The organism is Paraburkholderia caballeronis, assembly GCF_900104845.1.
Classification (GTDB): domain Bacteria; phylum Pseudomonadota; class Gammaproteobacteria; order Burkholderiales; family Burkholderiaceae; genus Paraburkholderia; species Paraburkholderia caballeronis.
Genome location: NZ_FNSR01000002.1, coordinates 849,050 through 863,059, shown reverse-complemented (window position 1 = coordinate 863,059; position 14,010 = coordinate 849,050). Strand labels below are relative to the sequence as shown.

9 protein-coding genes are annotated in these 14,010 nt (G+C 69.7%); 4 read left to right on the top strand and 5 right to left on the bottom strand.

What is annotated here, in order from left to right; all coding sequences use genetic code 11:
- Positions 1–81: 81 nt before the first annotated feature.
- Together purF and BLV92_RS20360 are read left to right on the top strand one after the other, a co-directional pair.
- A complete protein-coding gene (gene purF / locus BLV92_RS20365; protein WP_090548210.1) occupies positions 82–1,626 on the top strand; it encodes an amidophosphoribosyltransferase in 1,545 nt (514 codons plus the stop codon).
- A 280-nt stretch (positions 1,627–1,906) separates the two neighbouring features.
- A complete protein-coding gene (locus BLV92_RS20360) occupies positions 1,907–3,103 on the top strand; it encodes an O-succinylhomoserine sulfhydrylase (RefSeq protein ID WP_090548208.1) in 1,197 nt (398 codons plus the stop codon).
- 121 nt (positions 3,104–3,224) lie between these two features.
- Here the strand turns inward: BLV92_RS20360 and BLV92_RS20355 are convergent, their stop codons facing one another.
- Together BLV92_RS20355 and BLV92_RS20350 are read right to left on the bottom strand one after the other, a co-directional pair.
- Positions 3,225–4,028: an AraC family transcriptional regulator gene (locus BLV92_RS20355; protein WP_090548207.1), complete on the bottom strand. Its 804-nt coding sequence runs from the start codon at positions 4,026–4,028 to the stop codon at positions 3,225–3,227.
- A 28-nt stretch (positions 4,029–4,056) separates the two neighbouring features.
- On the bottom strand, positions 4,057–4,398 hold the full coding sequence (locus BLV92_RS20350; protein ID WP_090548205.1) for an FKBP-type peptidyl-prolyl cis-trans isomerase: 342 nt from the start codon (positions 4,396–4,398) through the stop codon (positions 4,057–4,059).
- Between the two features lie 139 nt (positions 4,399–4,537).
- On the opposite strand from BLV92_RS20350, the gene BLV92_RS20345 reads away from it, so the two are divergent.
- Positions 4,538–5,299: a sensor histidine kinase gene (locus BLV92_RS20345; protein ID WP_090548203.1), complete on the top strand. Its 762-nt coding sequence runs from the start codon at positions 4,538–4,540 to the stop codon at positions 5,297–5,299.
- Positions 5,300–5,470: 171 nt separating this feature from the next.
- Positions 5,471–6,838: a hemolysin family protein gene (locus BLV92_RS20340; protein WP_090548201.1), complete on the top strand. Its 1,368-nt coding sequence runs from the start codon at positions 5,471–5,473 to the stop codon at positions 6,836–6,838.
- A gap of 7 nt (positions 6,839–6,845) precedes the next feature.
- Here BLV92_RS20340 and treY read toward each other — a convergent pair whose 3' ends face one another.
- The 3 genes from treY to treZ are packed head-to-tail and all read right to left on the bottom strand — an operon-like array spanning position 6,846 to position 13,998.
- Positions 6,846–9,860 (bottom strand): malto-oligosyltrehalose synthase, encoded by a 3,015-nt coding sequence (treY, locus tag BLV92_RS20335; RefSeq protein WP_090548199.1) that lies wholly within the window; start codon positions 9,858–9,860, stop codon positions 6,846–6,848.
- Positions 9,857–12,091: a 4-alpha-glucanotransferase gene (gene malQ / locus BLV92_RS20330; RefSeq protein WP_090548198.1), complete on the bottom strand. Its 2,235-nt coding sequence runs from the start codon at positions 12,089–12,091 to the stop codon at positions 9,857–9,859. Before malQ ends, treY begins: the two co-directional genes overlap by 4 nt.
- Positions 12,088–13,998, bottom strand: coding sequence for a malto-oligosyltrehalose trehalohydrolase (treZ, locus tag BLV92_RS20325; RefSeq protein ID WP_090548197.1), 1,911 nt, complete (start codon positions 13,996–13,998; stop codon positions 12,088–12,090). Before treZ ends, malQ begins: the two co-directional genes overlap by 4 nt.
- Between the last annotated feature and the right edge of the window lie 12 nt (positions 13,999–14,010).

Sequence of the window (14,010 nt, the reverse complement as noted above, 5' to 3'; positions counted from 1 at the left end):
TGACGGACCCGCAGCCCCGCGGTGCGTAGCCGGATCCCGCCCGGCCGCCGCAATCGATTTCGCTTTCTTGAAGGACCTGCCATGTGCGGCATCGTAGGCGTAGTTTCCCGCTCTCCCGTCAACCAGCTCATCTATGACAGCCTGCTGCTGCTGCAGCATCGCGGTCAGGACGCGGCCGGCATCGCCACCGCGGACGGCAGCACTTTCCACATGCACAAGGCGAACGGCATGGTGCGCGACGTGTTCCGCACGCGCAACATGCGCAGCTTGCCCGGCACCAGCGGCATCGGCCAGGTGCGCTACCCGACGGCCGGTTCCGCGTCGAGCGAAGAGGAGGCCCAGCCGTTCTACGTGAACGCGCCGTTCGGCATCATCCTCGCGCACAACGGCAACCTGACCAACTGGCCGCAGCTGAAGGAAGAGATGTTCCGCGTCGATCGCCGGCACATCAACACCAACTCCGACACCGAAGTGCTGCTCAACGTGCTTGCGCACGAAGTGCAGCTTGCGAGTTCCGGCCTGCAACTGGATCCGGCGGCGCTCTTCAAGGCGGTGTCCGGCGTGCATCGCCGCGTGCGCGGCTCGTATGCGATCGTGTCGCTGATCGCCGGTTACGGGCTGCTTGCGTTCCGCGATCCGTTCGGCATCCGTCCGCTGTGCATCGGCAAGCTCGAAACGCCGGAAGGCACCGAATGGATGGTCGCGTCGGAGTCGGTCGCGCTCGAAGGCATCGGCTTCGAGTTCGTCCGCGACGTCGAGCCGGGCGAGGCGGTATTCGTCGACTTCGAAGGCAACCTCCACGCGCAGCAATGCGCGGAGAAACCGAGCCTCAACCCGTGCATCTTCGAACTCGTGTACCTTGCGCGTCCGGACTCGGTGCTCGACGGCGTGCCGGTCTACAACGCGCGCCTGCGGATGGGCGACTATCTCGCGGAGAAGATCCGCCGCGTGCTGCCGGACGTGAAGATCGACGTCGTGATGCCGATTCCCGATTCGTCGCGCCCGGCCGCGATGCAGGTCGCCGCGAAACTCGGCGTCGAGTATCGCGAAGGCTTCTTCAAGAACCGCTACGTCGGCCGCACGTTCATCATGCCGGGCCAGGCCATGCGCAAGAAGTCGGTGCGCCAGAAGCTGAACGCGATGGGCATCGAGTTCAAGGGCAAGAACGTGCTCATCATCGACGATTCGATCGTGCGCGGCACCACCTCGCAGGAAATCGTGCAGATGGCGCGCGACGCGGGCGCGAGCAAGGTGATCTTCGCGTCGGCCGCGCCGCCGGTGAAGTATCCGAACGTGTACGGCATCGACATGCCGACGCGCGGCGAGCTGGTCGCGCACGGCCGCACCGACGAGGAAGTGGCGCGCATCATCGGCGCGGATCACCTCGTGTATCAGGACGTCCGCGACCTGAAGCAGGCGATTCGCGACATCAACCCGGCGCTGAAGGGCTTCGAGGCGTCGTGCTTCGACGGCGACTACATCACCGGCGACGTGACGACCGCGTATCTCGACCGTGTCGAAACCGCGCGGCTCGCGCCGTCCGCGCAGTCGGACCGCGACGCGGCCAGCGACGCGATGGACGGCGGCGCGCGTTCGCAACTGCACCTGCAACTGTCGGTCGAGTAAGCGCGGCGCGAGCCCGCGTCGACGAACGAGGATTGCGGCGGCCGCGCGTGCGGGCCGCGATCCCGTGATAGGATACGGGCTTGCGTCGATTTGATCTCAGCTTGCGGACGCGGGGCAACCCAAAACAGCTAAAGCGACCGGCGCCGAAGTGCAGCAAACGACGCCCGACGCTCACCGCTGACCGGTAACCCGAATCCACCAAAGCCCGCTTCTGCCGACGCAAAGCGGGCTTTTTTGTTGCCTTCCCGCCTCGCCGGCCTGCCACGGAACTACAACGAACATGGACGATACCTTCAATTTCGACACCCTTGCCGTGCGCTCGGGGTCGCTGCGCAGCAACTTCAACGAGCATTCGGAGGCGCTGTTCCTCACGTCGAGCTTCTGCTTCGCGAACGCGGCCGAAGCCGCGGAACGCTTCAAGAATTCCGAGGACTCATACACGTACTCGCGTTTCACGAACCCGACCGTCACGATGTTCCAGGACCGGCTCGCGGCGCTGGAAGGCGGCGAGGCGTGCATGGCGACCGCCTCGGGGATGGCCGCGATCATGTCGGTCGTGATGTCGGCCTTGCAGGCCGGCGACCACATCGTCAGTTCGCAGAGCCTGTTCGGCTCGACGCTCGGCATGTTCTCGCAGATCTTCAGCAAGTTCGGCATCGCGACGACGTTCGTCGATCCGACCGACCTCGACGCATGGAAAAACGCGGTGCGGCCCGAGACGAAGATGTTCTTCCTCGAAACGCCGTCGAACCCGCTGACCGAGGTCGCGGACATCGAGGCGATCGGCAAGATAGCGAAGGCCGCGAACGCGCTGTTCGTCGTCGACAACTGTTTCTGCAGCCCGGCGTTGCAGCAGCCGCTGAAGCTCGGCGCGGACGTCGTGATGCACTCGGCGACCAAGTTTCTCGACGGCCAGGGCCGCGTGCTCGGCGGCGCGCTGGTGGGCTCGCGCAAATTCATCATGGAAAAGGTGTTCCCGTTCGTGCGCAGCGCGGGGCCGACGCTGTCCGCGTTCAACGCGTGGGTGCTGCTGAAGGGGATGGAGACGCTGTCGCTGCGCGTCGAGAAGCAGTCGTCGAACGCGCTCGAAGTCGCGAGCTGGCTCGAAACGCATCCGGCCGTGAAGCGGGTGTTTTATCCGGGGCTGGCGTCGCATCCGCAGCACGCGCTCGCGATGCGTCAGCAGAAGGCGGGCGGCGCGATCGTGTCGTTCGAGCTGAAGGGCGACACGCCGGAAGCGCAGCGCGAGAACGCATGGCGCGTGATCGACAGCACGAAGATCTGCTCGATCACCGGCAACCTCGGCGACACGCGCACGACGATCACCCATCCGGCGACGACGACGCACGGCCGCATCACGCCGGAAGCGCGCGCGGCGGCGGGCATCACCGAAGGGCTGATCCGCCTCGCGGTCGGGTTGGAGAACGCGCAGGACATCCGCACCGATCTCGCGCGCGGGCTCGACGCGGCGGCTTGATCGCCGCGACCTGAATCCACGTTCCGCGCGGTCGGCGGACAATGAAAAACCGCCGAAAGGCGGTTTTTTTACGTGTACGGTTTGCCGGCCGATGCGGACCGCGGCGCATCGCGCGCGCCGCTCAATGCGCGGGCAGCGCGCGCCATTGCCCCGGCGCGACGCCGAAGCGCCGCGTGAACGCATGTGTGAACGCGCTCTGGTCGCCGAAGCCGACTTCGAGCGCGACGTCCGTCAGCGTATGGCGCGGGTCCGCGAGCAGCGTGATCGCGGTGTCGAGCCGCAGCCGTTGCAGATAACGATGCGGCGTTTCGCCGAACGCCTCGATGAACAGCTCGTGGAAGCGCCGCATCCCGAAGCCGCAATGCGCGGCGAGATCCGCGATCCGCAGCGGCTCCGCGAGATGCGCGCGCAGCCAGCGGTCGATCCGCGCGAAGTCGAGGCCCATCGCCGCGCGGGCCGCATCGCCCGGCTCGATGCCGGTCTGCGACAGCATCGCCGCGCACAGCCGCGCGGACGCGTCCCAGTGGAACCGGCGCGCGCCCATGCCGTCGTCGCCGTGAGGCTTCGCGGCGACGGCCGCGCGCCGCGCGATCTGCCGGACCAGTTCGGTGAACGACGGATCGATCCGCACCGCGCGCGCCTCGTCGAACAGCCGCGCCGGCACCGCGAGCGACGCGGCCGGCAGGTCGAGCACCAGTTGCCGGTTCTCGCCGATGCCCGCGTAGTCGTGCCGCGCGCCCGCCGGCACCAGCCACGCCGACCGGAAGTCGATGCATGCGCCGACACCGTCGACGGCCATCTGCATCGCGCCGTCGAGGCCGAGCACGACCTGGTGGAAGTCGTGCAGGTCGGTGGCCTCGTCCGCGCCGTAGCGGCGCAGCTCGACGCCGGGCGCGGTGACGGGGCCGTGGTGGTGCGGGTTCATCGCGGCACGCGAATTGCTGCGCGTTCGCTCAGACGTCGAGCAGTTCGACTTCGAACACGAGCGTCGCATTCGGCGGAATCACGCCGCCTGCGCCGCGCGCGCCGTAACCGAGTTGCGGCGGGATCGTCAGACGGCGCACGCCGCCGACCTTCATCCCCTGCACGCCCTCGTCCCAGCCCTTGATGACCATGCCGCCGCCGAGCACGAAGTCGAACGGGTCGTTGCGGTCCTTGCTCGAATCGAATTTCTGGCCGTCCGTCAGCCAGCCGGTGTAGTGGACGCTGACGGTTTGTCCCGCGCGTGCTTCGTCGCCGCTGCCTTCGGTCAGATCCTCGTACTTGAGGCCGGATGCGGTGGTCACGATAGACATGGGTTTTCCTCGATCGGATGGTGTGAAACCGCCATTGTAGGCGCTTTGCTCACCAGGACCCATTGCCGCAGCCCGCGTGCCGCTGCCTATAATGAGGCTGTTTTTTCGCCGCCCGCCATGGGCGCTAACGAGGACATCGATGGCGACGACTTCTCCGTCCCGCTCCGAACGCATCGCGCATCTCTGCTCGGTGGTCGCGCTGTTCATGCGCGACCACGTGCTGTCGCGGGTCTCGCACGATCTGCGCAGCCCGCTGAACGCGATCCATAGCTGGGCGTACGTGCTGGAGCGCAAGATCGACAGCGCGGACCCGGCCGCGCAGCGCGCGATCGACGGGATTCGCACCGGCGTCGAGCAGCAGGTGCAACTGCTCGAAACGATCGTCGACACGACGCGCAACGAGACGCGCCAGTTGCCGGTGGCGCGCGAGCCGTTCCCCGCCGACGCGATGATCAACGACGCCATTGACGACGCGCGCATCGCGCTCGCCGACGCGCGCGGCGTGACGATCGACGCGCGCGGGATGCCGTGCGGCGGCACGATCGACGGCGACATCGAGCGCTGCGGGCAGGCGCTGTGGCTGATGCTCGTGTTCGCGGCCGAGGCCAGCGCGCGCCACGCGACGATCGTGCTCGACGTCGCGGAGGAAGCGAGCCAGATAAGGCTCGCGGTTGGTTTTACAGCGACCATGCAGGCGCTGACGGACGCCGCCGTCCCGCACCGGCTCGAAGCGTTCGCGCGCACGCAGGCGTGCCAGCCGCAGGAGACCGGCCGCGCCGCGTGGGTGCTCGCGCTGTGCCAGCGCGTCGCCGAAGCGCATGGCGGCCGCTTCGAAGCCGAGCCGCTGAAAGACGGCGCGCCGGCGACGCTCACGCTGCGGCTGCCGATTCGGCCGGCATAGCGGCTCCCTTCATCGGCCGCCGGCGGCACCGGCCTGACCCGTGCGGCCTGCCCATTCCCGCGCGCGGCCCGTCCGCTGCACGCCGCGTCAACGTTTCGCTGGACCGCTCCGGCCTTTCATCATTCTTTCGCGCCTTATACTGAGCGCTTTGTTTCGCCGGAGCCTTTTGTCTTGATCCAGGTTATCGCCCTCGTCGGCGCGCTGCTGCTCGTTGCCCTCAACGGTTTTTTCGTCGCGGCCGAATTCGGTCTCGTGAAGCTGCGCCAGACGCGCGTGCAGAGCCTCGCCGCGCAGCACGGCATGCGCGGCAGGCTGCTCGCGAAGGTGCATACGCAGCTCGACGCGTATCTGTCCGCGTGCCAGCTCGGCATCACGCTCGCGTCGCTCGGCCTCGGCTGGATCGGCGAACCCGCGTTCGCGCAACTGATCGAACCGCTGTTCGCCGTGCTCGGCGTGACGTCGCCGCAACTGATCCACGGTATCTCGCTGCTGTTCGCGTTCTCCGCGATCTCGTTCCTGCACATCGTCGTCGGCGAGCTTGCGCCGAAGTCGCTCGCGATCCGCGAGGCCGAACGCGTCGGCCTGTGGACCGCCGCGCCGCTGTACGGCTTCTACTGGCTGATGTATCCGGCGATCTGGCTGCTGAACACGAGCGCGGCCGCGGTGCTGCGGCTCACGGGACTGTCGTCGGAGCACGGCACCGACGCGCATTATTCGACCGAGGAACTGAAGCTGATCCTGCGCAGCCGCCGCGCCAGCGCGGCGGCCGAAGGCCGCGATGCAACGGGCCGCGCGGCGCAGCCGGCCGCGGACGCGTACAACGCCGACGAATGGAACACGCTCGCACATTCGCTCGACTTCTCGCGGCTCACGGTGTCCGACCTCGCGCGCCCCGCGCACGAACTGGTCGGGCTGCGCCGCGACCTGCCGCTTTCCGAGAACATGCAGATCGTCGCGCGCCATCGCTTCAGCCGTTATCCGCTGTTCGAGAACGCGTCCGGCGAGCGCGTGGTCGGCCTGATCCATCTGAAGGACCTGCTGCTCGCGCGCGAGGCCGGTCATCCGCTCGACGATCTCGCGCGTTACGCGCGGCCGGTGCAGTACGTGAATCCGGGGATGCCGGCGCTCGCGCTGTTCCGCCGCTTCCGCAAGGGCGCGCCGCATCTCGCGCTGGTCGGCCGCAAGGGCTCGCGTCCGATCGGCTTTCTGACGCTCGACAATCTGCTCGGCGCGCTCGTCGGGCAGATTCACGACGAGTTCCACCAGGGCGACAACGACTGGACCCGGATGGACGACGGCACGCTGATGGGCAAGGGCAGCCTGCCGGTGGTGTCGCTGGAACAGGCGCTCGGCATCGACATCGACGAAGGGCGCGCGGAATCGGTCGGCGGCCTCGTGATCCATGCGCTGAACGACCTGCCGACCGAAGGGCAGCGCGTGTCGTTCGACCGTTTCGACATCGTCGTGAAGCGGATGAAGGGGCCGCGCATCGTGCTGGTGCGCGTGTATCCGAAGGACCTCGACGACGAAGGCGGTTGAGCGCCGCTTACGTTGCTTTCGTCTTCGTCTTCGGTTTCGGCGCGAGGTTCGACAGCACCGCGACCGGCAGCGCCGCGAGCACGTCGCGCACCGCGACGACACGCGTGCGCGGGATCGTCGGCGACGCGTCGCTCAGCCAGTCGTGCCAGCGCGCGTCCGCGAAGCCGGGCGGCAGTTCGATCGCCGTGTCGCCCCAGCGGTCGGCCGCGACGAGCGGCAACGCGCTGTCTTCGAGCAGCGGCGTCGCGAGCCGCGTGCCGATCACGACCGCGCGTTCGTCGCCGTGCTGGCGCGCGAACGCAATCACGCGCGCCGCGTGCTCGCCGTGCACGGCGAGCGGCAGATACGCGCCGTCGCGCAGCAGCGATGGCGCGCGGGTCCGCAGCGCGAGCAGCCGCTGCACGATGCCGAGTTTCACGCGCGCGTCGCGCCATTGCGCGAGCCGCGCGGACGGCGGATCGTCCCCCAGCGCCGCGGCGCGTTGCGCGTAATCGACCGGTCGCCGGTTGTCCGGATCGACGAGGCTGAAGTCCCATAGCTCGGTGCCTTGATACAGGTCCGGCACGCCCGGCGACGTGATTCGCAGCGTCGTCTGCAGCAGCGAGTTCGACACGCCGGCCGGCGCGATCCGCGCGACGAACGTTTCGAGTTCGTGCAGGAAGCCGTCGCGCCGCTGCGGCGCGAGGATGTCGAACAGGAAGTCGCGACAGCCGGCCTCGTAGGCTTCGTCCGGCGCGAGCCAGTTCGTGCGCCGCTTCGCTTCGCGCAGCGCCTTCAACTGCCATTGCGCGACGCGTTCCGCGAGGGCGCGCACGCCCGCTTCGTCGCCCGCCGCGAGGTCCGGCGGCCAGCAGCCGACCAGCGTCTGGTACAGCATCGCCTCGGCTTCCGGTCCCGGCGCCCAGTCGGTCGAACCCAGCGGCGAATTCACGTTGCCGTTGCGGCGATGCGGCTGGTTCAGCGTGGACCACGCGCGCAGCGTCGCGCTCCATTGATCCGGAATTTCGCTCAGCACCGCGAGCCGCGCGCGCACGTCCTCGCCGCGCTTGTGATCGTGCGTCGCGGTCGCGAGCAGCGCATGCGGAAAGCGGCGCTGGCGCAACTGGTTCGCCGCATGGAAGTCCTCGACCGTGCGCGCGAAATCGCCCGGATCCGCGCCGACTTCGTTGCGCGACAGCAGCCGGCCGTAGCGATAGAACGCGGTGTCCTCGGTCGCCTTCGCGGCGAGCGGCGCGGTCAGTTGCGAGAACAGCGCGAGCGCGGTGCGCTGCGCGACGAGCGTGTGGCTCAACGGGCCGTTCGTTGCAATTGACGCATCGGCGGCGCTGCGCGCCGCGTTGCCGTGGCGGTTCGCGTTAGCGGTCGCGTGCGGCGCGCGGTCTGCGCCGCCGGCCGTTGCGCGGGTGGACGCATTGCTCGCCGCGCTGGTCGCCGTCGTATCCGCACCGCCTGCCGCATTCGCAGTCGCCTTCGCGCCTGCATCCGGACGCTCCGCGTCACTGGCTGGCGCGCTTGCGCCGAGCCACGCATCGACCCGCGCGAGCGCCGCCCGATACGCGCGCGGCAACGTGCGGCGCGCGCCGTCGAGCGCGATGTCGAAGTAGTGGTTGTCGGTCGCGGTGCGCATCCCGTGCACCGGATAGACCCGGTACACCGGGAACCAGATCGCCAGTTGCGCGACCGAGCGATGGATCGACGCATACGTGTAGTCGCGCGTCGCCGGCTGCTCCCGCGCGATCCGGTGCAGCGCGCGCGCCGCGTGATCGAGTTCGGCCGCGAGGTACGCGGCGAGCATCTCGCGGCGCGCATCGAGCACGACTTCGGAGAACGACGCGTCGCTGCCCGAGATCGCGGCCCACGCGGCGGCGAGCGGCTCCGCGCCGGCCGCGTCGTGCAGCAGCGCGCCGACGTCGTTCATGAAGTCGTAACCGGTCGTGCCCTGCACGGCCCAGTCGTCGCGCAGCGTTTCGCCTTGCGCGAGGATCTTTTCGACGACGATGTACGGCGGCTCCGTGCGCAGGCTCGCGAGCCGCTGCCGCAGCCGCTCGCAGTATTCGCGCGGGTCCGCGAGCCCGTCGATGTGATCGATGCGCACGCCGTCGATCACGCCGTCCGCGTACAGCCGGAACACGAGCCGGTGCACCGCCTCGAACACCTCGTGCCGCTCGACGCGCACGCCCGCGAGCGCGGTCACGTCGAAGAAGCGCCGCCAGTTGATCTCGTCGGTCGCGGTGCGCCACCACGCGAGCCGGTAGTGCTGGCGTTCGAGCAGCTTGTGCAGCCGTTCGCGCGGCACCGGGTCGGCGCTCGCATACGCTTCGAGCACGAAGTCGATCGGCTCGGTGCCGTTGCGCTCGACGTACTCGCGCAGCGCATCGCGCGCGTGGGCGGCGCGCTGCTGGTCGTCGGGCTGCGTCGTCAGTCCGTGGAACGACGCGGCCAGCGCGGCGAGGTCCGCGCGATCGGCGGACTGCAACAGCGCCGCGTAATCGGCAGGGCAGATCGGGCATACGTGCGGCCCATACGCGACGACGAAACGCGTGCGCTGCGCGTCGAAGCGCAGTTCGATGCGGCCCGCTTCCAGTTCCTCGCCATACGGCGCGCCGAGGAACGGCATCAGCACCTTGCCGCGCAACGCGGGGTCCGGCGAATGCCAGTCCACGTCGAAGTGCCGCGCATACGCGCTGTGCCGCCCCCATTCGAGGATGTCGAGCCACCATGCGTTGTGCGCGCCGCCGACGCCCATGTGGTTCGGCACGACGTCGACGACGAGCCCCATGCCGCGCTCGTGCAGCTTCGCGGACAGCCGGCGCAGCGCCGTCTCGCCGCCGAGTTCCGCGCTGACGGTGCCGTAGTCGACGGTGTCATAGCCGTGCATCGAGCCGGGCTGCGCGGTCGTCACCGGCGACGTGTACAGATGGCTCACGCCGAGCGCGTCGAAATAGTCGACGTGCGCGAGCGCATCGTCGAACGTGAAGTCGTGATGAAGCTGCAGACGCAGCGTCGCGCGGGGAAGTGTCATGGCATCGCGGAGGGCGGGGCGGTGTCGGGGCGCGACGCATCGGGCGGCGTCGCGCCGGCGGACGGCGGCGGCTCGTCCGCGCGGGTCGGCGCGGCGGCGCGCGCGTCAGCGATCGTCTGCACGCGCGCGGCGACGGCCGGGTCGCGATACAGCGTTTCGACGTCGAGCGGCAGACGCCGCCGCCAGTTCGGATGCTCGTCGATCGAGCCGGGCAGGTTCGGCTGGTCCGCGAGCGCGAGCAGGTCTTCGAGCGGACACGTGAACAGCGGGCTCGCGCTCGCGCCGACGAAGCGCAGCGCGGCATCGACCGGCGCGGCGTCGGGCGGCGGCGCAGGCGTGTCGCGCGGCGCGCAGCCGGCCTGCTGGAACGCATGCCACAACCCGTCGCGATCGTAGGCGCGACGCTCGTGTTCGAGCGCGACCGGATCGCGGCCGTCGTCGCGCGGCAGCGTCTGCCCGATCCGGTTGCGCCAGTCGATGTCGGAGCCGCGCCACCAGCCGGCGACGGTCGCGAGGTCGTGCGTGGTCGTCGTCGCGACGCCGTTCGGGTCCCAGCGGTCCGGCGCGAGGAACGCGTTGCCGTCGTGCTCGAACCACAGCACGCGCGTGCCGTACAGTGCGTGCGCGGCGAGCCGTTCGCGCAAGCCTTCGGGCACGGTGCCGAGATCCTCGCCGATAACGATCGCGCGATGCCGCCACGATTCGAGCGCGATCAGCCGCACGAGGTCGTCGAACGGATAACGCAGATACGCGCCGTGTCTCGCGCTTTCGCCTTCGGGCACGAGCCACAGCCGGCGCAGCCCGAGGATGTGATCGATGCGCACGCCGCCCGCATGCGCGAACGCGGCGCGCAGCATGTCGATGAACGCGCGGAAGCCGTTGCTGTGCATCGCGCGCGGCGAGAACGTCGTCAGCCCCCAGCTTTGCCCCGCCTGGTTGAAGATGTCCGGCGGCGCGCCGACCGACACGCGCTGCAGCATGTCGTGCGGCAGCGACCAGCCGTGACTGCCCGCGCCGTCGCAGCCGACCGCGAGGTCCGCGACGAGGCCGATCGCCATGCCCGCGTCGCGCGCCGCCTGCTGCGCGCGTTGCAGGCCGTCCGCCGCGAGCCATTGCAGGAAGCGGTGGAAGTCCACCTCGCGGCGATTCCCGGCGGCGAACGTCGCGACGTCCGCGCTGCGCGGGTCCTGCAAGCCGGCGGGCCAGTCGCGCCAGTGCCGCAGTCCTTCGGGGCCGCCGAGCATCGCGGCCTGCAATGCCTCGAAGCGCGCGTGGTCTTCCAGCGCCTCGCCGCCGCGTTCGCAGAAGGCGTCGAACGCCTGCGCGTGCGGCGAATTCGTTTCGCGGTCGTTCGCGCAGAAGCGGTCGAACAGCGCGCGCAGCACCGCGAGCTTCGACGGCACCGCGCGTCGCCAGTCGATCAGCGGCAGCGCTTCGAGTTCGGTCGGCAGCGTGCCGACGCTGGCGGCGACGCTTGCCGCGTGCGCGGCTTCCACGCCGAAACGCGCGGCCGGGTCGATGTGCGCGACGTTCAGCCAGAGCCGCGACGACGGCGCATACGGACTGAAATGGCCGGGGTCCGCGCTGAACATCGCGTGCGTCGGGCTGACCGCAAGCGCGGCCGCGCCGTGACGCGCGCTGTCGGCCGCGAGCGTTGCGAGCGCGGTGTAGTCGCCAATGCCGCCGTCGCCCGCGCGGCGCAGCCCGTACAGTTGCGCGGCGACGCCCCACAGCGGCGGCACGCGCGCCGCATCGCCGTGACGCGCGCGCCATGCGGCGGCGATCGTATGGCAGCGCGGCGGCGCGACCGCGAGCGTTAGCTGATGGTCGTTCACGGTCAGCGTGTGATAACCGGGCTCCGGCACCGGCGCGAGCAGCGCGGGTCCGCCCTTCGGCGCGGTGAAGCGGCCGTCGATCAGCGCGCCGCTTTCGAGTTCGATCCGGTAGCGGCTGCCGTTGCGCACCGCCGACGCGGGCAGTTCGATCGCGTGATCGCATTCGGCGGTGATGAGCGGCGGCAGCCTGCGCGCCGACTGCTCGGCGTTCACCGCGGCCGCGCTGTGCCGTAGTTGCGCGGCCGTCGCGCACGGCAGTCCCGCGCATTCGAGCAGCGCCGCGAGCGTGCTGTCCGGCACGCGCCGCATCATGCCCTGCGCGTCGGACCATTCGACCTCGAAGCCGACGCGCGCGGCGAGCGCCGCGAGCGCGTCGGCGGGGCGCGTCGTGTTCATGGTCCGGGTTCCTCGCTGGACGGATGCTGCCGGGCGTAATGGTTCGCGTAACCCTGCACGTCGCCGGTCATCCACGCGACGCACGCGTAGCGCGGCAGCACCTGCGCGTCGATGCGGTCGCGCGCGCGCGGCGGCGTTTCGAACACGACGGTGCCGTCCGGCTGCTGCGGCAGCGAAACGTCGTCGCGGCCGAGGTTCAATGCGATCGACAGCGTCTCGCCGTCCGCGAGCTTCCAGCGCGCGATCAGCGCGGCCGTGTCGCGGCCCGCGTCGTCCACCAGCACCGTCGCGTGGTCCGCGCTGGCGTGACGAAGGCGCGGCGCCAGCAGCCGCGTGCGCACGGTCAGCGCGGACTTGTAGAAATGCATCCATTCAAGCCGCTCGCTGCGTTCGGGTTCGCTTGCAGGCTCGCTCGCGGGCGGCGACGACGCGGCGAACGTGCGCGGATCGTTCGGATCGGGAATCTGCGCGCGCCGCGCCGGATCGGAGAATGCGCCGAACGCGGCGAACTCGCGCCGGCGGCCTTCGCGCACCGCGTCGGCGAGGTCGCCCGTGTAGTCGGTGAAGAACTGGAACGGCTGCTTCGAGCCGTGCTCCTCGTCCATGAACAGCAGCGGAATCTGCGGCGACAGCAACAGCAGCGCGGTCGCCGCGCGCAGCGCATCGTCGTCGTCGCACAACGCGCGCAGCCGGTCGCCGAACGCGCGGTTGCCGATCTGGTCGTGGTTCTGCAGGAACAGCACGAACGACGTCGGCGGCAGATGGCCGCTCGGCTCGCCGCGCGGCCGGCCGTCGTGCACCGGCGACGGTTCGCCCTGATACACGAACCCTTCGACGAGCGCGCGCGCGAGCTTGCGGATCGGCTCGTCGGTGAACGCGCGATAGTAGCCTTCGGACTCGCCGGTCAGCAGCACGTGAATCGCGTGATGCGCGTCGTCGTTCCATTGCGCGTCGAAGTGCGTTTCGAGCAGGTTTGCCGCGTTGTGCTCGTTTTCCAGCACCAGATGCACGTGACGTCCGTTCTCGACGCGCGCATGCACCTGGTCCGCGAGTTCGCGCAGCCACGGCTCGTTGCCGATCGCGTGCGCGGCGTCGATGCGCAGCCCGTCGAAGCGGTATTCGGTCAGCCAGTACAGCGCGTTGTCGCAGAAGAAGTCGCGCACCTCGAAGCGGTCGAAGTCGAGCGCGTCGCCCCACGGCGTGCGCACGCCTTCGCGGAAGAACGGCTTCGCGTAATGCGGCAGCCAGTTGCCGTCCGGGCCGAAATGGTTGTACACGACGTCGACGAACATCTGGAGTCCGAGGCCGTGCGCCGTATCGACGAGCGCCTTCAGTTCGTCCGGCGTGCCGTAGGCCGCGTGCGGCGCATACGGCAGGATCACGTCGTAGCCCCAGCCGCGCTCGCCCGGGTAGTCGTTCAGCGGCATCAGTTCGATGGCGGTGACGCCGAGTTCCGCGAGCGCGGGCAGTCGCTTTTCCACGCCGCGATAGCCGCCCAGCGCGCCGACGTGCAGTTCGTACAACACGGTTTCTTCCCACGGACGGCCTTGCCACTGCGCGTGCCGCCACGCATACGAACGCGGGTCGATCACTTCGCTCGGGCCATGCACGCCTTGCGGCTGATAGCGCGACGCGGGGTCCGGCACCGTTTGCCCGCCGTCGAGCCGGTAGCGGTACAGCGCGCCGGCTCCGCACGGCGCCTGCGCCTCGAACCAGCCGTTGCCGGCCGGCGTCATCTCGACGGCTTCGGACGCGTCGTCGAACACGATCTGCACCGCGTGGCACGACGGCGCCCAGAAGCGGAAGCGGGTCTGCTGCTGCGCGGACGTCGCGCTGGCCGGCTGCGCGCCGAACGGCAGGCAATGCATGTAGCGGCGGGCGCGCGGGTCGTGCGTTGACGAAGGCATGGCGAATTCCCT

What these genes read in the sequence shown, in the direction of transcription:
- purF (WP_090548210.1), top strand. Translation starts at nt 82, where the DNA reads ATGTGCGGCATCGTAGGCGTAGTTTCCCGCTCTCCCGTCAACCAGCTC.
- treY (WP_090548199.1), bottom strand. Translation starts at nt 9,860, where the DNA reads ATGACACTTCCCCGCGCGACGCTGCGTCTGCAGCTTCATCACGACTTC.
- BLV92_RS20345 (WP_090548203.1), top strand. Translation starts at nt 4,538, where the DNA reads ATGGCGACGACTTCTCCGTCCCGCTCCGAACGCATCGCGCATCTCTGC.
- BLV92_RS20360 (WP_090548208.1), top strand. Translation starts at nt 1,907, where the DNA reads ATGGACGATACCTTCAATTTCGACACCCTTGCCGTGCGCTCGGGGTCG.
- BLV92_RS20355 (WP_090548207.1), bottom strand. Translation starts at nt 4,028, where the DNA reads ATGAACCCGCACCACCACGGCCCCGTCACCGCGCCCGGCGTCGAGCTG.
- treZ (WP_090548197.1), bottom strand. Translation starts at nt 13,998, where the DNA reads ATGCCTTCGTCAACGCACGACCCGCGCGCCCGCCGCTACATGCATTGC.
- BLV92_RS20350 (WP_090548205.1), bottom strand. Translation starts at nt 4,398, where the DNA reads ATGTCTATCGTGACCACCGCATCCGGCCTCAAGTACGAGGATCTGACC.
- malQ (WP_090548198.1), bottom strand. Translation starts at nt 12,091, where the DNA reads ATGAACACGACGCGCCCCGCCGACGCGCTCGCGGCGCTCGCCGCGCGC.